Source organism: Pedobacter sp. B4419 (assembly GCF_059693725.1).
The window spans coordinates 1,363,276-1,380,992 of record NZ_JCASSL010000001.1 but is presented as its reverse complement, the minus strand read 5'-3'; the positions used below and the strand labels follow the sequence as shown (position 1 = coordinate 1,380,992).

Sequence of the window (17,717 nt, the reverse complement as noted above, 5' to 3'; positions counted from 1 at the left end):
ACAGTTGAGCAAGAAATATGAACTCAGGTTATATGTTGCGGGAAAAACCCTTAAATCCGTTACTGCATTAAATAACCTCAAGCAATATTGCGAAGAACATTTAAAGGGAGAATATGTTATAGAGGTGATCGACCTCTTGGAACAACCTCAGTTGGCTGAGGGTGACCAGATATTGGCCATTCCTACGCTTGTTAAAAAAGTGCCTGAACCGGTAAGAAAAATTATTGGAGACCTTTCCAACCAGGAAAAAGTATTGGTTGGCTTAGATATTAAACCTAAATTATAAAAGAGAAATCATGAATATAGAAGGCACTTCACTGCAAGATTGGAGCTTCCTGGCAAGTGAAAAATTAAGCCTTCGTTTATTCGTAGCAGGAGCTTCGGCCATATCTGTCCGAGCAATCGAAAACTTGAAGGATGTTTTAGAAAAGTACTCTAAAAACAAATTTGAACTGGAAATCATCGATATTCATCAGCAACCCTTGTTAGTGAAACAAGAGAATATTTTTGCTGTGCCTTTATTGATTAAATTACAGCCTGCCCCCATAAAGCGATTAGTTGGCGATATGTCGGATACCGAAAAGGTATTGAAAGGACTTGGCTTGAAATAGAAATGACATGACAGCAAATCAGAGATCATATCCGGACCTATTGGCTGAACTTGAAAAATTCAAGTCCATGGAGCAAGCGCACAACGAACAGTTCTTGGCCTTGCAAAACCAGCTCGAAGAGGCAAACGATACGTTGGAAGCCATTCGTAATGGAGAGATTGATGCCCTGGTGATCAATAGTGAGGAAGGAAGTCAGGTATATACCTTAAAAAGTGCCGATTTTACTTATAGGATCTTTATTGAACAGATGATCCAAGGCGCAGTCACCATCAACAAATCGGGCATTATTCTTTATAGCAATTCACAATTTGCGTCGCTTTTGGGCCAAAATCTTGAAAAAGTAATTGGCCAATCCTTTTTAAGCTATATCGCTCCCCAAAATGTTGAAATGTATCGCCAGATGTTAGTCGATGCCTGGGGAGACCTAGATACCAAAGGCGAATTGATGCTGCAGGGCAAAAAAGCGGAGATCCCGGTTTTACTTTCCTTAAAAACCTTGAGATTGGAAGGCGAAATATCGCTGAGCATCATCGTTACAGACCTTACCGATCAAAAAAACAGCGAAGCCCTCTTGCTGAAAACGAACGAAGAACTGCGAGTGGCAGAACAGCATGCATCAGAGCTTAATGCCAACCTTGAAATTGCGGTTAAGATCCGTACCGAAGAGCTGTTTAAGAGCGAACAGCAAATGAGCAGGATTTTAGAGACGATGGCTGAGGGCGTTATTATCTTCGACATTAACCATAAGGTAACCTATGCGAATAAAATGGCACAGGAATTCCTTTCTATCCAGGCACAGGAATACAGCGAAGGAGAAATCTACAATTTAAAATGGCCAATCTTCAAACTAGATGGACAGCCGCTTACGGATGCAGAAAATCCCATCCATCTGGCCATGCAAACCCGTAAAGCCATTTATGATTTTGAAATTGCGATACAGGTTCCCGAAAAGGAATTGTTATACCTTTCGGTTAACGCAGTTCCTATTTTCGACGAAGCCGACCACATTTACGGCGGGATTGCTACTTTCTTTGATGTAACGCACCGCCGAAAAGTAATCCAGCAAAAGGATGATTTTATCAGTGTGGCCAGCCATGAGCTAAAGACACCGGTTACGAGTTTAAAGGGTTCGCTGCAATTGCTGATGAGAATTAAAGACAATCCTGGAAATAGTTTACCAAAACTGATAGAACAAGCCCATAAAAGCATGGGCAAGATCAACAACCTGATCGAAGAACTGTTGAACGCCAGTCACCTTACCTCGGGCCAGATGCACCTGCACCCACAAGAGTTTGGCATGAGGACACTGATTAGCGAGAGCATCTCCAACCTTTCGGAAGCACAGCAGGCAAAAATCAACATTATTGGAGAAAACCTAAGCGTGGTGGCCGACCTCAATAGGATTGAACAGGTACTGGTTAATTTCATCAACAATGCACTTAAATATGCCCCCAAATCCGAAAAAATAACCATCGTTATTTCGAAGACCAAAGATGCGGTAAAGGTGAGCGTAAATGATACGGGCCCAGGAATCCGATCAGACAAGCTCCCCTACCTTTTCGAACGCTATTACCGCGTAGATGAAGGAGGTTTGCAATATTCAGGTCTCGGCTTAGGCTTGTATATCTCGTCTGAAATCATCAAGAAACACAATGGAGAAATTGGTGTAGAAAGCACGCCAGGCACTGGAAGTACCTTTTGGTTTACCCTACCAGTTTGATCAATGGCTTGGCAATTGCCAGCACTAACGGCTCGTTAAAAGGGTACCTTACATTAAATAAAGACAATTACAATGGAAAATCTTACGGCACAATTGATCAATGCGGCCCGCTTAGGCGATATAGCAACATTAAAGGCACTGCTTGCGGTAGATGCCGACATCAATGGCCAGGACGAAAAAGGATATACCCCGTTGATCATCGCCTGCTATAACAATAGACCTGAAGCAGCTCAATTGCTCATCGAGCTCGGCGCCAACTTGGACCTCCCCGATTTCGGTGGCAATACCGCCTTGATGGGTGCCAGTTTCAAGGGACATCTGGAGATGGTGAGGTTATTAGCTGAAAGTGGTGCCAATCTCGACCTCCAGCATGGCAATGGTGGCACCGCACTGATGTTTGCCGCCATGTTTGGACGCAACGAAGTACTGAAGCTTTTGCTCCATTATGGCGCAAGCAAAGACATTTTGGATGTTAGGGGTTTGTCTGTATATGACTTAGCAGCCCAACAGGGCAATGAAGAAGCCCTTTCTCTTTTATAAAACAGCTATTTACAACCCATTAAAAAAGGTCCATTTTTTCAATGGACCTTTATCATTTATTTTGCTAGCTTAAGCAGGTATTTTCCTTGGTTTTTCTCTTTCCCAAAAACGATGCTGTGCAATGGCCTTGATAAACTTTTTAGCCAAACCAGCGGGATCCCCTCCTATTACGATTCCTTCCCTCAAAACAGTTTCTTCCTTATCGTCGGCAGGAAGTTTTTTGCTGAAATACGTTGCCCCAAGTACCTGAAGGGCCGCCTCATCGGCTGCAATGGCCTTGCAGTGTTTAAAGGCCTCGTTGAGGAAATGTACCGCATCGGGATCTGCTTCCAACGTAGCCACACTATTGGTGCCACCAGGAACATATACGGCATCAAAAAGCACAGAAGCCGCTCCCAGCAAACTCTGGTCGACCGGAATTTTCTCGTCGCTCTCTGCGATGATATAGTTTAGGCGTGGCGCAATGATTTCGACTACAGCCCCCTCTTTTTCCAATGCCTTCTTCACTAAATTCAACGATTGGGCATCAACGCCATCGGCTGCCAAAATAGCTACCTTGCGACTCTTGACGGTATCTTTTACCGTGCCGGCCATGCTCAATGCCTCTGATTTGGCTAATGTAGCTTCAACCTGTATCGATTGGTAAGCCTTTGGATCTCCGTCGGAAGGGATACTCTGATTGGTGGGAATAGCTGTTCCCTTTGGCAGGTGCAAACCCAGTCCAAACGCAACTTCAGAAGCCATGCCTTTATCAATCTGTGCCAATACGCCTAACATCCGTTCGCGGATGGCAACGGTCTTCACCTTGCCCAGCTCAAAGGTCAATGCATCAACCAGGTGGTTCCTTTCGGGATCCGATTGGCTATTCAAAAACAGCCTCGCCTGACTGAAATGGTCGAAAAAGCTCTTGCTCCTCGCCCTTATCTTTTTGGCTTCTATTCTTTCGCCATAGCTGACAAAACCACCATCGGCCTCTTTTACTTGAGCCGGGTCGTTGTTGCCGAGCGAATTTGGGCTGTAGCTGGTTTTGCCCCTGTTGATGGTTTGGCGCATCAGCCCGTCGCGCTGGTTGTTGTGTACAGGTACTACTGGTCTGTTGATCGGAATTTCGTGAAAATTGGGACCACCAAGCCTTAACAGCTGCGTATCCGTATAAGAAAAAAGTCGTCCCTGCATCAAGGGATCGTTGCTAAAATCTATTCCAGGAACGATGTTTCCAACGTGGAAGGCCACTTGTTCTGTTTCCGCAAAGAAATTATCAGGATTTCGGTTCAGGGTCATTTTACCAATCCGCTGCACCGGTACCAGTTCTTCTGGAATGAGCTTGGTTGGATCGAGCAGGTCAAAATCGAATTTGAACTCGTCTTCTTCCGCCACTACCTGTATGCCCAGCTCCCATTCTGGAAAAGCCCCACTTTCAATGGCATCCCAGAGGTCTCTGCGGTGAAAATCGGGATCTTTGCCTGAAATGTTCTGCGCTTCGTCCCAAGCTACCGCGTGCACGCCCAGTAAAGGTTTCCAGTGGAATTTCACAAAGCTCGACTTGCCTTGGGCATCTATGAGCCTGAAGGTATGGACCCCAAAACCTTCCATCATCCGGTAGCTTCTCGGCAGGGCCCTGTCGCTCATTGCCCACATGATCATGTGTGCTGATTCTGGCACTAGGGATATAAAGTCCCAAAAGGTATCGTGAGCCGAAGCTGCCTGTGGAATTTCGTTGTCTGGTTCAGGTTTTACCGCATGGATGAGATCGGGAAACTTCATGGCATCCTGGATAAAGAATACCGGCATGTTGTTACCTACAAGATCGAAATTTCCCTCTTGTGTATAAAATCTTACGGCAAATCCCCTCACATCCCTGGCCAAGTCGGTCGAGCCTTTGGAACCTGCTACGGTTGAAAAACGCACAAAAACCGGAGTTTCAACAGCTGGATCTAAAAGAAATTTGGCCTTGGTAAGCGAATCGAGCGATTCGTAGACCTTGAACACCCCATGTGCCCCAGAGCCTCTCGCATGAACCACGCGTTCGGGGATACGCTCATGATCGAAGTGCGTAATTTTTTCACGGAGTATAAAATCCTCCAGCAACGTGGCGCCTCGGTCGCCGGCCTTTAGCGAATTTTGGTCATCGTTGATCTTTAGACCCGTATTGCTAGTCATTGCCTCTTCTGAGGCATCCGCAGTATGTTCGGCAAGCTTGGCCGTCTTTTCATTTTCTGGCTGCTTGGCCAAACGTTTATCTATCGCGGCCTCGGTGCCTTTTTTGGGTGCTGTACTTTTTTTGTTCATTGCATCACCGTTTTCTTTCTTGTTAGTCATCTTAGGTAAATTAAGTTATATCAAACCAGTAAACCACTACTTGCCTATTGCGATTGCTTGGCCATTCGGAGCTGCCTCTTCAATGAGCCTTTACAAGCGTTATAAGAATCTGGCGATTAGCCTGATTAGCTCCTTTAAGGAACATGGATAACAAAGCGTTTTGTCAAATGTTCGTTGGCCAGCCGCTTATTCGCACAACCTGTGGGGTTGCCCAGATTCGGCTGGATTATAAAGGGCTTAAAAAAGATTTAAATCTGGGGGGGGTAACATTTTTCAAGACCGGTTGATCTCCTAGTGAAAACAATCATTATTAACCTTAAAAAAAACAGTTATGAAAAAGTTTATTCAAATCGCCAGTATTTTAACCCTTGCAGTGGTTACCCTTTTTGCCTGCAAAAAAGAAAAGGTAGCACAAAAAGAAGAAGGCCAGTTTTCGGTAGCGCTGAAAGTTGCTACTGAAAAATCTACCGAAAATGCCATCATCATTGGCAATAAAGACGAGCTGAAGGCCGCACTCACCGGAAAAGAAGGTCCTGTATACCTCAAAAAAGTGGCAAAGGCCAATAACGTATTCATTCCCATCGTTGGCGAAGGTACTGGTCCTGTAGGCCCTTTAAATCCAATGCAACCATGCTGGGATGAAATAGATGCTTATGTGAGCGCACATATCGCCCAATGGCAGCAACAAGCAAACCAAACCTGCAGCAATGTAATGGTGTGTGTAACCTGTCCGAATGCGGGTGGCGGCTTGTATGTAATGTACATCATTAAACCAACCTCGCCAAGATGTGCCATTGCCTTGCCTTTTGAGGAGCAGTTTAAATTGGCTGCCTTTGACTTTGGCAACAATGAATGGGAAAGTGAGGCGGTAGCTTCTTATATCAAAAATAAATAAGATCGATTTTAAGCGTAACACAAAGGCACGGGCAAAGCTTGTGCCTTTGGCTTGATGTAAGTTTCTTTATGAATAAGAAGTCCAAGGACTTCAAAGCAGCTCCAGCTACTTGTTTTTGGCTACGATTTTCATATTCAATTCAATGAAATCAGAGATGGTTTTATCCGCTAAAAGATCATAGAACTTTCCTGATTGGTAACGGATGCCCCATTTTGTTCGATCAATGACCAGCTTGCCACTCGCGTTGACAATTCCATCCTTAACTTCTATTTTGGCAGGGAAAGTAACTGGGTTCGTCATGCCTTTAATGGTCAGGTTGCCTGTTATTTGCATGTCCTCGGCATTTATTGGGACAACCTTGGTAAGGGCAATTGTAGCAAAGGGGAAAGTTTTAACCTCAAAAAAATCAGGGTTTTTCAAGTGATTAATCAGTCCGTTGGCTTTGCCATGGTTTTCGTCTTCAATGGTATTCATGTCTACTTCAACTGTGCCCCCCTTCAATTGACCGGTTTCCATCATCAATTCTCCCTTTGATAGATAGACGTAGCCGGTATGCGCACCAAAGGAGTTGGCCCCTTTCCATGTGACCACACTTTGCTTAGTATCTATGACAAGGTATTTTTCATCCCCCTCATGTAAGGCTATGGAACTTGTGGATGCATTATTTTTCTCTTTTACAGGTCCGCGACAAGCAAAGAAGAAAGGAACAATGATTAAAATTAAGTAAGTAATGGATAGTTTATTTTTCATGCTACAGAAATTATATGGGTTAATCCTAATTGACAAATGGGTTCAAATCATTCACCGAAATTACTTTGATGCCTTTCAAACCGCGCCATCAGGATTGTAAATAAAAATGTAAACTTTGTAAATAAATTTCCTTCGCCTGTGGGATGGCTGAAATCCCCTCTTGGAAAGGCAAGTATCAGCTTAGTGCAAGATTGGGACTTGCGTGAATGTGCAGCTGTATTGTGCCAAGCAAATAAAACTACAAAAGCGAAGCTACTTTATATTTACGTAATTTTATCTGACTTTCAGACATAAGACCAATGAAACTTTATTTGATATGATACGAAAACGCTTATGCTTTATTTTTTTATTGCTATTGAGTATTGACATCGCGCAAGCGCAACAACAAGCCTTAGCCCAGTATTTTAGTTCTTTAGCAAAGAGTAACCAATTTAATGGAAATGTTTTGATTGAGGAGAATGGGAAGATCATTTACCAAGAATCCTTTGGCTATGCCAATTTAGAGAAAAAGACCCCAAACAAGAGAAATACTTCCTTTCCAATTGCATCTATTTCAAAAACGCTTACGGCAACTGCTATTCTGCAGCTGGAACAAGCGGGTAAGTTAAATGTTGCCGATCCCATCATAAATTACTTGAAATGGTTTCCTTATCCAGCGATCACCATTCAACATTTCTTATCTCATTCTTCTGGTTTTCCAACTTACAATACTTTTTTTGAAAATACACGAAACCAAGAACCCAAAAGAATATTTACAAATACAGATTTTGAAACTGGTGTACTCAAGCATCCAAAACTACTTCGTTTCGAACCAGGAGAAAAAAATGTTTATGACAATGTAAATTTTGTCGTCCTAGCATTGCTAATTGAAAAATTGTCTGGCAGTTCGTATCCCGATTATGTCAGCAAGCATATTCTGGAGCCCGCAAAAATGACGCATACAAGATTTCAAAGACTTGGCTCACAATACCAAATGACAAGTTCTAGCAATATTGCAAGACCCTATCTCTTCCCCCATCCCTATGCCGATAGCGTTATCGCTGCCGCTTCAGTGCCCTATGTTCGCAACTATTGGACAGCTTATCAATTTTCAGGTTTTGGTGATTATATCAGCACAGTAGATGATCTTCTGAAATATAATGAGGCATACCGGAATGGCACATTGCTAAATAATAGCAAACAAAAAGAAATGTTTACACCAGTTAAATTAAACAATGGAACAAATGGAAAATTCGGACTGGGTTGGCAGCTATCTTCGGACAGTACCTTTGGGAAAGTAGTTTACCACAATGGAAATGCTACTGGCTTGAGTTGTATTTTGATCCATAATCTTTCTAAAAAACAAACGATTATTATCTTCGATAACATCCATGGAAATAACTCGGAATCATTAGGCTTTTCTGCTTTGAAAATTTTGAATGGAAAAGCCGTTAATCTACCTAAACAAAGCTTGGCATCAATCTTCGCCAAAACACTTTTTAAGGAGGGTGCAACTATAGCGTTGAAGAAATTTTCTTCCTTAAGTACAGACACCGTGCATTATTACCTCAATGAAGATGAAATGAATACAATGGGATACGCTTTCCTAGGCGGAAGCAATAATCCTAATCCATTTAAATTTCCTGAAGTCCAAAAGCTCACAGAGGCCCTTGCAACATTCAAATTAAATGCACAGCTTTTCCCGAATAGCTGGAATGCCTATGATAGTTACGGAGAAGCATTGCTTGCTGAGGGCAATAAAAATGAAGCAATTAAGATGTACAAAAAATCTGTCGAGCTCAACCCAAAAAATGAAGAAGGTAAAAAGATCTTAGCAAAATTGATCAATTGATACTGGTTTTTAATACAATAACCACTCCTATCTAAATGCTTGTTTTTCTTTACTTGACAATCCTTTTGATCAGCCCTAGCCGTATTTGCATTTGTTTTAAAATTGAAATGACAGCAATGATCAACAGATCAACAGCAATCTGTATTCACCATTGTTTTCCATGGGTGCCCGATGAATGCAAGGTAAGGCCTGTTGCTCAGGATGATCTACTGCCAATTTCCACAAATGGCCTCTGCCTAAATTTAAAGGATTGGCATTGGGTTTAGGCTGATAATGCAGATCGAAAAAATGCGCTTTCAAGAAGGCTTCAAACTCCGGTTCCGGACCATCATATAAGTCTTGAAGCTTTTGCCGGATTTCAGGAATTAAAATTTGCTGTTCAGCCTGCTCATTAGGTAAGATATCACTGGCAGCGCCATTGTAGGTGCATAAAAAAGTGTCGGCAGCAATAGGCGAACGATCTACGTGATAAGAATAGACATCAGTTGAGATGAAATCCAATTCTTCATCTCGTTCGTAATTTTTGAGTAAATTGAGAACCGGCGATGCTCCCAAATCGGCCAATAGCTTTAAATCATTTAAGATGATCGCTCTAGCCATCGCACCTTCTTGCGACAATGACAGGGCTAAAAGCTCTTCAACCGAAATATCTGTAACATTGTCTCTTAAATGAAGCTTAGCCACAATTTCCTTGAAATCTCCAGCAAGGTTTCGGTGCCAGCAAATGGCATTCATTGCTCCCTTAAATTCCGTATTGATGAGTTCATCAAATGTTGAAACCAATCTAATTTGATGATTATCGGAGAATTTGCTATTCATACTTTCAGTGAAACAATATAGTCAATCGATTTAAAAAAGACAATTGCAAGTCTTAATCGAAGTGTGACTTGTGCATTATTCAAAGTGGGGATCTTATCCTTAAACGACAAAACGCCAATCTTAAGTTTGATTTTTGGGGATACTACTACTTTCTATAATAGAAATCGGTTTTTTATCTATACGTTAAATAGGAATACCACCATTTCTAAGGTATGATCAAATTCTTTTTCTGGATGATTCTCAGGCTGCGCTACACTTGATTGCATAAGCCGGTTTGCCTGTCCTTTCGGCATCGTACACCTAATGCTAGGTTTGCCTAAAGATGTAATGAATTCTGAAAAATTTCCTAATCGTAAGCAGTTCTTTAAGCGTGTCCTTTGCTGGGCATGGCCTACTGGCTATGTTGGACATTTTTTTTATGATAATCGAAGATTTTATCTATTGATATATAGGTCGTAACTGAACAATTGTGCCCGAAAAGGCCTGTCGTTTACCGTTTGAAAACGTGTTTGGATCTTAGCGAAACTTTTAGCTAAAGTTGAGTATAACATAATATAAATACTTGTGGTACTGGGGAAAAATAATTGAAGAATAAAAGGTAAAAAAAGTTTTTACATACTATTTATCAATACAAGAGAATACAAATAAAGATGTCTAAGTTTTCAATCAGAAGGATAAAAGAGTTGCTGGAGAAATCCGATGTAGCCAAGCTTCCAGACCAAAAGGGCGCAGCTCTTGAGGAGCTGGGTTGCTATCTTTTTGGTAAAATGAAAGGCTTGGAACTCTATGCGAAAAATAAATTCAACACAAGCGGTTCTAGGGAACTTGATATCATCTACACAAATGACAGGCGTAACTCTGAACTACATTTCCTCGACAGCATTATCCCCATTGAATGTAAGAATACCGCTAATAAGACCACTAGCGAACAGGTCAATTGGTTTGCTAATAAGATCAGCGATATTACAGGCAGGTATGGGATAATGCTTACACTTTCCGGTGTAACGGGTAAAGATGATTCGCAGGCCGCTAAATCAGAAATCAAGAGGGCTGTGAGTAAATTTGGAATAGGGATCGTAATACTCACTAGAACTGAAATTCTGAAGTTGGTTTCGACCGACGATCTTGCAAATCTGTTACAGCAAAAGTTACTTGCACTATGCCTTGAGGAAAAAGTGGAATTCGAATTTGATTGATTGTTTGCTTCCCTCTTTATAATTTTGCGTTAAAAAAATTTAACGCTTCATGGGTAAATAGAAAAACAAAGGTTATCCCAGTAATACTACCTAGTGACCTTTAGACTAATTGAAGAGAAAATCATAGTCCCAATCGTCAAAAATATCTATGCTTGTCGGATTAACGGCATCACTTAATTTTGACTTCGCCTTACCTGTCTCAAGGTTAAGGTCAATTGTCACGTAAAAATCTATAGCTTTCTCAGCCTGAATAACGTAGGGTGAATATTCGATCCCAATATATCCAAAATCGTTTTTGTTAAAATGGGGCGTATGATTTTCATCTTTTAATATCAAAGTAACCCTATAGGGAACTATAGCTCCGCATTGTAGTTGCGCGCCAAACTCATTGGTCTGAACAATATTATAGCGCTCAAACTTAAAATCGGCCACATCAAATGATTCTAAATGATCAATTGCCATTCCTCTAATTTCAGTCTTTGCATTTACTTCCTCCTCTAGGTATTCGGAAAAACAAATTTTTGCATCATGCTCCAATTGGGATTTTGATGAAGCATATGTATCCTCGATCAGCTTCAGTATTCCAAATCTCAATTCTCTAGCCCTGTTGATGATGTCAAGTTTTTCGCCGATTTCCTTTACAGATATAACATATTTAGAAAGCGCATCGTCAAAGTCAGTATCAAACGTTACAAAATAGCACTCCTTCTTGCCCATTTTAAAATATTGGTCAAGCGCATAAAAACTGAAAGCGTCCGGGAATTCGGATTTCTTTTTTGCAGAGTGAAAAGGGGGATTGCCTTCAAAATAATCATTCATCACTTTTTCTATCGTATGTCCTTTGGTAGGCAAAATTTTTACGTCCGCATAACTGATCCACTCGTCAAAATCTTTCTTGAACTGATCGATCAATTTAGCTGTATCCAATTCTGGAAGGGTAAAATAGGCTGCATAATCCTCAAAATTCTTTAATACCCGAATTTGGGATTCAATCGTTTTTTTGACCGAGATAATTTTGTTTTCTTCCTCCAGAAGACGTTTTGCAAACCTTGATAGAACTTCCCGATAGACTATATCAGTGATGTAAATCTTTACATAGTTCTTTCTGCCCATGTCCCCGAGGTTTCTCAGCAGTCTTCCCGCGAGGAAATTCTGTGATTCAATAAACGAGGTATCCAAGGCAAACAACCTAATCAGTTCCGTAGATTTCATAATTATTTGAATATCGTTGATTTCATATCCAAATCTAACTTAAATCGTCACATTATTCAATTTACATACTTCTATTGCGTTGAGCAGAATTTGGGTTCTAATGAAACCGCGTCTAAAAGTTAAAATCGTGGTCTTGTATGGTTTTCGGACATACTCTAGGGGTTATTCCAAAAGTGCAACATCTTCGCTCCAAAATAAGCACTGAGTTTAGACTTAAAGCATACAGTCGCCTGATTTTAAGATATTTATAGACTTTTTAGCTAACTTCTAGCCTCATCGTTCATTACCCATACCGAAAATAAATCCTGGCTTATCTAAGCCCTAAAAACGATAGGTCTTTTCTGCTGTTAGTTCGCTTATATATAATTACTGCATTCCGAAGTTTTGTCGCTGTTGATTATGGGATCAGTAGGCTCGGCGTTCCTCCAGATGGAAAGATCCTAAAAAGAAAAAGTTCTGATCGGGTTGCACAGTTTGGAACGAAACAGGATCGATACTTTTACTGAAATACACAACAAATGTCGGGAGTTAAGAAAATATTAATACAATGATAAATTTTATATATTTGAATTATATGTACTTATGGCTCTCTCAAACAAAACAACTAGCTCTAGTTTAGCATTTAGATTTTTACAAGCTAAAAACCCCTACAATTACCTTTCTACAGTGAGAAACACTGTTTCAGCAGATATGTATGGATCATTCGTGGAGGAAATATTAAAAAGGCGTGTCCTAACAGAAAAGATTGCAATTTTCAAGAGTCAGCCCACCTACACGGATCTGGAAATATTTAATACATTGACCTCCGTTGACACATTTAAAGAATTGAGTTGGATAAAAGCCTTTCTTACAAGGTCTGTCGACACTTTATCCAAGTATTTAGACTTGTCAAGAAATTATTCTAGAGCACTAATTCTTGGTGACTATGAAAATGCGCATAAACTCTTGGATTCCATTGAAGAAGCTTATGGCTGTTCTGTTTGGCTTATCAAGACCAAGATGGCACTTCTCCAAGCAAGTAAAGGATTACATGCTCAAAAATCCTATGCAGAAGCTATAAAAAAACAAGTCGGCCTCTCTAGTAGAATTGCTTACATGACTTATTGGATAAGTCTGAGAAATGAAGATTCGATTACTTCAAGGAGATACGAACAGCAGTTTGAGCAAAATTTTAGAACATGGGGATCCAGGGCAAAGACCGAACTGAGTATTTACATGCGATTTCATTTGCTAAATGATGAAAATATCCATCCTGAAGACGCTATTGATATAGTAAGAGCAGATTTCTCAAGATCTTTAATCGATTTCTATGAATCATTTCTCACCTATTGCAGAATTGTTGCGATTTCAGATTCCGATAAAAAATCCTCACTGTTGTTTATCCTAAAGGCAATTATGGAGAAACTTAATGACGATAGATTAAAACTCCTTTTCAATCTAATTTCCGAAGAAAGTGAATGTCCTGAAATGAACAAACCGAGCTTTAAAGTTTATGATTCTTTCATTGAAGGAAATATTATGGCTGCAAATGAGCAAGCTATCAAGGAGATGAACAAATATCCTGACGATCCATATTTGCTTTTTTTAAAATCATTTACAAGTTCACTTCTAGGGAACTTGGATAGAAATAATAATGATGAAGTGCCTGAAGTTTGTCAAAAGCTTCATATTGAGGGCACACAATTTCTTTTTAACATCAGCGAAGACGAAGTTTCCCATAAGCCGCTAATAGACACTATTGACAAATCCCTTACCGAACTTTTTTTAAAAGGCGTTGGCAGCCTAGGATCCCTCAATAAGATAGAGAAGCTGTCGCAAAATTTCGCTACTCTACAGTGGTCCAGTGTATTTACCCTAGCTTTATTATTTATAGAATCAAAATCCGGCTCATCCAATTTGACATTAAGCCAGCTTCTCAAAGTGGAGTATATACATCCAATATTGCTAAGAGCCGATGGCGGAAACTTATTTTTTGAAAGCTTTATTGGAAATTGCCTAAAACATTCAAACACCGCTGGTTTTAGATACGCTAAGGCGATTACTGAAAATTCTATACTTGAAATCAAAGATGGAGACCTAATGCCAGAAGAGATTGCCGTTCACAATGGAAAAAAACTTTTTCAAGAGCAAAATCCAGAAAAAGCGATCGAATTTGCAGAAATTTTGACAAAATCAACTTATACTTTTTACCAACGTCAAGGATACCAACTGTTAACTTACGCCCTTCTAGGTTCGGGAAAAATCCGGGAAGTCTGCGCTTATATCTCTGAAAAATTCGTGAATGATGAGAATCTAGCATCACTATTCCCATTAGACGAGCTTGCTCTAATGTTAATACCCACTAATGATGTTTGGTTCAATGTAAATGATTCCATCTCATTATCGATAGTACTCGATGCAATTTTAAAATACAGTGGGGGTACTGAAGAGTCCTATAGAGCATTCGCTTGCGAAGACTATCTGTTAGAACAACAAGTCGAGCGTCCTTCTCAGCTTAATGTCGAACTAAGCCTTGAGACGTGCTATTTCTTGAGGTATCTGTGTATTGAATCAATAATGGATGTTTCAACCGAATATGAAAGTCCAGAAGATGTTGAGAAAGAAAGGATTTTGGTGCTTAAAAAATTAATTTCCCTTGATCCGAAGAACGAAGAAGAATATGAAGGTGAAATAAAGAAGATTGTTAGAAAGCAAGTTATAAGGCAAAAAATGCTTGAGCTCGAACAGAACAAAATTTACATAGATCTTGATAAATTCAAAATATGGGCAAGAATAGAGATAAAGGAAAACTATCTGAGATATAATGCATATTTAAAGAACGGACTGGACTTAAATCTGCAAACATATATCAGTGAAGCAGTATACAAAAATTACGAAAATGACACACATGGGCTTCTACATATGATTGTCCCTCTCAATGAACCATTTTCGTTATTTAGTTCGATATTGAACGAAATGTTTGAGGCATATAGTACATCCTCGGAATTCGGGCTAGATAGGTATTTGAGCACAAGGCTTAGACATGGAGCAATTGAAAACCAGCTACGAAAATTCATGTCTCAAAACCATCTTATCACCAAGAAAGAAAGTAAAAATGGAGAGTACAAAACGAACTATCACTGGCTAGAAAAAATAGGTGCAAAAGCTTATGAAGAAAGAGATCTAGATACAATATTTAAAAAATTCTCAGAAAAATACGATAGCCTGATCGAGAAAATAACTTATGAATGGGTTATTATAAACCGAGGAAATAATGACCAGGCAGTCTTCCTTCCACCGTTGATGGACGGTGAAATTGCGTTAATACAATCTAAAATAAACCAAAATACAACCTTCGAGCAATTTCTAGACATTGCTATAAGGCATTTCGAAGAGAGGTTGGCTGGAAGTCTAGAATTGATGCGAGCAAGATTGAATGACAACGCAAAACCAGAAGTGATTAAAATGCTTAACAGTCTACAAGAACAACTTGGTCGAGGTGAAAGCATAAGTGAACTCGAAAATGCAGTCCATATTTGCAGAACGCAAGTACAGAATGTATTTGAAAGGATTGGAGAATGGTTTAAATCAGCTACTTCCTTAGAAAACACAGAATTTCCACTTGAAGACACTATAGGCGTCTCTGAAGCAATTGTTCAGGATACCACTCCTAATTTTAAGGTATTTTCAAACTTAAGGCAAAATAACGAACCAATAAAAATCAACAAGCTGCCCATCTTCTTCGATATTTTAATAAATGCATTTGAAAACGCAGTAAAAAGATCTGGATTAGACATACCTATAGTAAATATCGAAGCTTGGATTGAGCAAAATGACGATGAAGAAACCTTAATAATGTCGCTAAAAAATGATTTAGGCCCAGATGTCGACATTGATGGACTGAATGACAGCCTAAAGCGAGCCAGATTAAAAATAGACCAGAACACATATCAATCGCATGTCACAAAAGAACGCGGATCAGGTCTTTTTAAAATTATGCAAAGCCTTAACGACTTAAATACTTCGCCGCAACACACACATAAAATCGAGTTTGGCATAATAAACCGCACATACTTTTTGACATTAACTTTTCCGACAGTGAAAAAGGAAAAAGTCGGTGAGACAATGGGGGATAAGATATGAGAGTATTGATTGTAGAAGATGACGATGACAAGAGAGTTCAGATTGCAAAATTTGTCTCAGATGAATTAACAGACAATTATGTAGAAGCTAGGTCTCTACAGAGTAGCTTGAGGATAATTATGAAAGAAAGTTTCGACCTGATATTACTCGATATGACGATGACGAATTTCGATACTGCACCCATCCATCAAGGCGGAAGGCCTCAATCCTACGCAGGCAAAGAACTACTTATGCAAATGGTGAGACGGAAAATCTACTACCCGGTTATAGTTGTAACTCAGTTTGACATTTTTGAATCTAACGGCAAAAAATTAACCCTTGATCAGCTTGATCTCGAATTAGAACACCAGTTTCCAAAAATCTATTGGGGGGCAGTTCATTTTAACGTAAAATATGATGACTGGCGAGAGAAAATAAAAACTTTATTAAATAAACAAAGGGCAAACAATGTTTAAGGTTTTATTAGTCGAAGACGAGTCGTACAAAGTAAAATTTGTCTATCAGATATTAGAGAAGGTTATCGATTTCAATATGGATAATATTACTACGGTCATGGATGCTAATGAGGCAAAGAAATTAATGAAGAAACATCATTTTGACCTATTGATACTTGATATTGCTATTCCTTTAAAAAAAAGTCAAGACCTTGACCCTAAAGGTGGTTTAATATTATTAGAAGAAGTTCTTAGTCGGAAAATCTACAAAATCCCAACACATATAATAGGACTGTCAGCTAAGGATGAATTTTTTCAAGAAGCTGCCGAAAAGTTCGGAAAGGATACTTTAACCATAATTAAGTTTGAGGAAAGTTCGGATGAATGGCAGACTATACTTTTAAGTGGAATTCAGCATAAGCTTTCTTCGAAGCAAAGCCAACTTTTCACCGAACAAGATTATAACTATGATATAGCTATTATTTGCGCACTGAATGAAGAACTCAATGCTAATCTAGAAAATGGTTGGGAATGGAAACGTCTAGAAGTACTGAGTCACGATGACACAATTTATCACGAAGCAAAAATTGAACACAAGCCAAATCTAAAGATTATAGCCGCACATGCCTTTAGGATGGGGATTCCAGCTACAGCAACATTAGCGACGAAAATGATTTCCAACTTTCGCCCTAGATTTATCGTGATGACTGGCATCATGGCTGGAGTTTCCGAAAAAACAAATCTAGGAGACGTCATATTGGGTAATCCGATTTGGGATTGGGGAAGTGGAAAATGGACAACCGATGAAAAGTCGACACCAGAAGAAACAACTAGCGTATTTCAAATTGAGCCTTTTCAGTATAAGCCAGACACAAGTATTGTTAAATTTGTAAAGCTCCTGGGTAACGACAGTACATATTTTTTTAATCTTCGAGATAAGTTTAGGGGCAACAAACCAACATATGACATCAAATTACTCGATGGGCCTATAGCTTCAGGAGCCTCGGTCTTGGCAAACAAGCAAAAGTTTAATGAAATATTAGGCCAAAACAGAAAGCTCCTTGGCATAGAAATGGAAGGATATGGATTAATGTGCGCGGCTGACTCCGTGTCAAGGCCCAAGCCAACCGCCTTTTGTTTAAAGACAGTCGTAGACTATGGCGATAAGGCAAAGACCGACGATTTTCACGAATTTGGATGTTATGCATCTGCAAAGATTACACAAAAACTTGTTGAAGAATTCCTATTCGAGGAACAATAAAGAATTT

14 protein-coding genes are annotated in these 17,717 nt (G+C 39.8%); 10 read left to right on the top strand and 4 right to left on the bottom strand.

Annotation, left to right across the window (positions count from 1 at the left end):
• The first annotated feature begins 4 nt into the window (after positions 1-4).
• The 4 genes from kaiB (at position 5) to AC570H_RS05465 (ending at position 2,871) form a co-directional block, all read left to right on the top strand.
• Positions 5-286 carry a circadian clock protein KaiB gene (kaiB, locus tag AC570H_RS05480; protein ID WP_497352514.1) on the top strand — a complete coding sequence of 94 codons (282 nt, stop codon included), beginning with the start codon at positions 5-7 and terminating at the stop codon, positions 284-286.
• A 10-nt stretch (positions 287-296) separates the two neighbouring features.
• Positions 297-611: a circadian clock KaiB family protein gene (locus tag AC570H_RS05475; protein WP_497352512.1), complete on the top strand. Its 315-nt coding sequence runs from the start codon at positions 297-299 to the stop codon at positions 609-611.
• A gap of 67 nt (positions 612-678) precedes the next feature.
• On the top strand, positions 679-2,331 hold the full coding sequence (locus AC570H_RS05470; protein ID WP_497352510.1) for a PAS domain-containing sensor histidine kinase: 1,653 nt from the start codon (positions 679-681) through the stop codon (positions 2,329-2,331).
• A gap of 72 nt (positions 2,332-2,403) precedes the next feature.
• Positions 2,404-2,871 (top strand): ankyrin repeat domain-containing protein, encoded by a 468-nt coding sequence (locus tag AC570H_RS05465; RefSeq protein WP_497352508.1) that lies wholly within the window; start codon positions 2,404-2,406, stop codon positions 2,869-2,871.
• 69 nt (positions 2,872-2,940) lie between these two features.
• On the opposite strand, the gene AC570H_RS05460 is transcribed toward AC570H_RS05465, so the two are convergent.
• Complete coding sequence (locus AC570H_RS05460) at positions 2,941-5,160, bottom strand: catalase (protein WP_497354898.1); 2,220 nt, start codon at positions 5,158-5,160, stop codon at positions 2,941-2,943.
• A 361-nt stretch (positions 5,161-5,521) separates the two neighbouring features.
• Here AC570H_RS05460 and AC570H_RS05455 point away from each other — a divergent pair, with 361 nt between their 5' ends.
• On the top strand, positions 5,522-6,085 hold the full coding sequence (locus AC570H_RS05455; protein ID WP_497352506.1) for a hypothetical protein: 564 nt from the start codon (positions 5,522-5,524) through the stop codon (positions 6,083-6,085).
• Between the two features lie 105 nt (positions 6,086-6,190).
• Here the strand turns inward: AC570H_RS05455 and AC570H_RS05450 are convergent, their stop codons facing one another.
• The gene (locus tag AC570H_RS05450; protein ID WP_497352505.1) at positions 6,191-6,835 is read right to left on the bottom strand and encodes a YceI family protein; all 645 of its coding nucleotides are present in this window, start codon (positions 6,833-6,835) and stop codon (positions 6,191-6,193) included.
• Between the two features lie 316 nt (positions 6,836-7,151).
• On the opposite strand from AC570H_RS05450, the gene AC570H_RS05445 reads away from it, so the two are divergent.
• Positions 7,152-8,666, top strand: a complete 1,515-nt coding sequence (locus AC570H_RS05445) for a serine hydrolase (protein ID WP_497352503.1) — start codon at positions 7,152-7,154, stop codon at positions 8,664-8,666.
• A 120-nt stretch (positions 8,667-8,786) separates the two neighbouring features.
• Here AC570H_RS05445 and AC570H_RS05440 read toward each other — a convergent pair whose 3' ends face one another.
• Positions 8,787-9,485: a DUF1826 domain-containing protein gene (locus AC570H_RS05440; RefSeq protein ID WP_497352501.1), complete on the bottom strand. Its 699-nt coding sequence runs from the start codon at positions 9,483-9,485 to the stop codon at positions 8,787-8,789.
• A gap of 650 nt (positions 9,486-10,135) precedes the next feature.
• On the opposite strand from AC570H_RS05440, the gene AC570H_RS05435 reads away from it, so the two are divergent.
• Complete coding sequence (locus AC570H_RS05435; RefSeq protein ID WP_497352499.1) at positions 10,136-10,681, top strand: restriction endonuclease; 546 nt, start codon at positions 10,136-10,138, stop codon at positions 10,679-10,681.
• Positions 10,682-10,786: 105 nt separating this feature from the next.
• On the opposite strand, the gene AC570H_RS05430 is transcribed toward AC570H_RS05435, so the two are convergent.
• Positions 10,787-11,893 (bottom strand): PIN domain-containing protein, encoded by a 1,107-nt coding sequence (locus tag AC570H_RS05430; protein WP_497352497.1) that lies wholly within the window; start codon positions 11,891-11,893, stop codon positions 10,787-10,789.
• A 582-nt stretch (positions 11,894-12,475) separates the two neighbouring features.
• Between AC570H_RS05430 and AC570H_RS05425 the strand changes: the two genes are divergently transcribed.
• Genes AC570H_RS05425 through AC570H_RS05415 form a run of 3 tightly spaced genes read left to right on the top strand, consistent with a single transcriptional unit; the run spans position 12,476 to position 17,710 of the window.
• Positions 12,476-16,015 (top strand): hypothetical protein, encoded by a 3,540-nt coding sequence (locus AC570H_RS05425; protein ID WP_497352495.1) that lies wholly within the window; start codon positions 12,476-12,478, stop codon positions 16,013-16,015.
• Positions 16,012-16,470, top strand: coding sequence for a response regulator transcription factor (locus tag AC570H_RS05420; protein ID WP_497352493.1), 459 nt, complete (start codon positions 16,012-16,014; stop codon positions 16,468-16,470). The genes AC570H_RS05425 and AC570H_RS05420 overlap by 4 nt, the downstream gene beginning before the upstream one ends.
• Positions 16,463-17,710, top strand: coding sequence for a phosphorylase family protein (locus AC570H_RS05415; RefSeq protein ID WP_497352491.1), 1,248 nt, complete (start codon positions 16,463-16,465; stop codon positions 17,708-17,710). Before AC570H_RS05420 ends, AC570H_RS05415 begins: the two co-directional genes overlap by 8 nt.
• Positions 17,711-17,717 lie beyond the last annotated feature (7 nt).

Coding starts and splice junctions, on each gene's coding strand:
- AC570H_RS05450 (WP_497352505.1), bottom strand. CDS start 6,835: ATGAAAAATAAACTATCCATTACTTACTTAATTTTAATCATTGTTCCT.
- AC570H_RS05435 (WP_497352499.1), top strand. CDS start 10,136: ATGTCTAAGTTTTCAATCAGAAGGATAAAAGAGTTGCTGGAGAAATCC.
- AC570H_RS05475 (WP_497352512.1), top strand. CDS start 297: ATGAATATAGAAGGCACTTCACTGCAAGATTGGAGCTTCCTGGCAAGT.
- AC570H_RS05470 (WP_497352510.1), top strand. CDS start 679: ATGGAGCAAGCGCACAACGAACAGTTCTTGGCCTTGCAAAACCAGCTC.
- AC570H_RS05465 (WP_497352508.1), top strand. CDS start 2,404: ATGGAAAATCTTACGGCACAATTGATCAATGCGGCCCGCTTAGGCGAT.
- AC570H_RS05420 (WP_497352493.1), top strand. CDS start 16,012: ATGAGAGTATTGATTGTAGAAGATGACGATGACAAGAGAGTTCAGATT.
- AC570H_RS05445 (WP_497352503.1), top strand. CDS start 7,152: ATGATACGAAAACGCTTATGCTTTATTTTTTTATTGCTATTGAGTATT.
- AC570H_RS05455 (WP_497352506.1), top strand. CDS start 5,522: ATGAAAAAGTTTATTCAAATCGCCAGTATTTTAACCCTTGCAGTGGTT.
- AC570H_RS05440 (WP_497352501.1), bottom strand. CDS start 9,485: ATGAATAGCAAATTCTCCGATAATCATCAAATTAGATTGGTTTCAACA.
- AC570H_RS05425 (WP_497352495.1), top strand. CDS start 12,476: ATGGCTCTCTCAAACAAAACAACTAGCTCTAGTTTAGCATTTAGATTT.
- AC570H_RS05430 (WP_497352497.1), bottom strand. CDS start 11,893: ATGAAATCTACGGAACTGATTAGGTTGTTTGCCTTGGATACCTCGTTT.
- AC570H_RS05415 (WP_497352491.1), top strand. CDS start 16,463: ATGTTTAAGGTTTTATTAGTCGAAGACGAGTCGTACAAAGTAAAATTT.
- AC570H_RS05460 (WP_497354898.1), bottom strand. CDS start 5,160: ATGAACAAAAAAAGTACAGCACCCAAAAAAGGCACCGAGGCCGCGATA.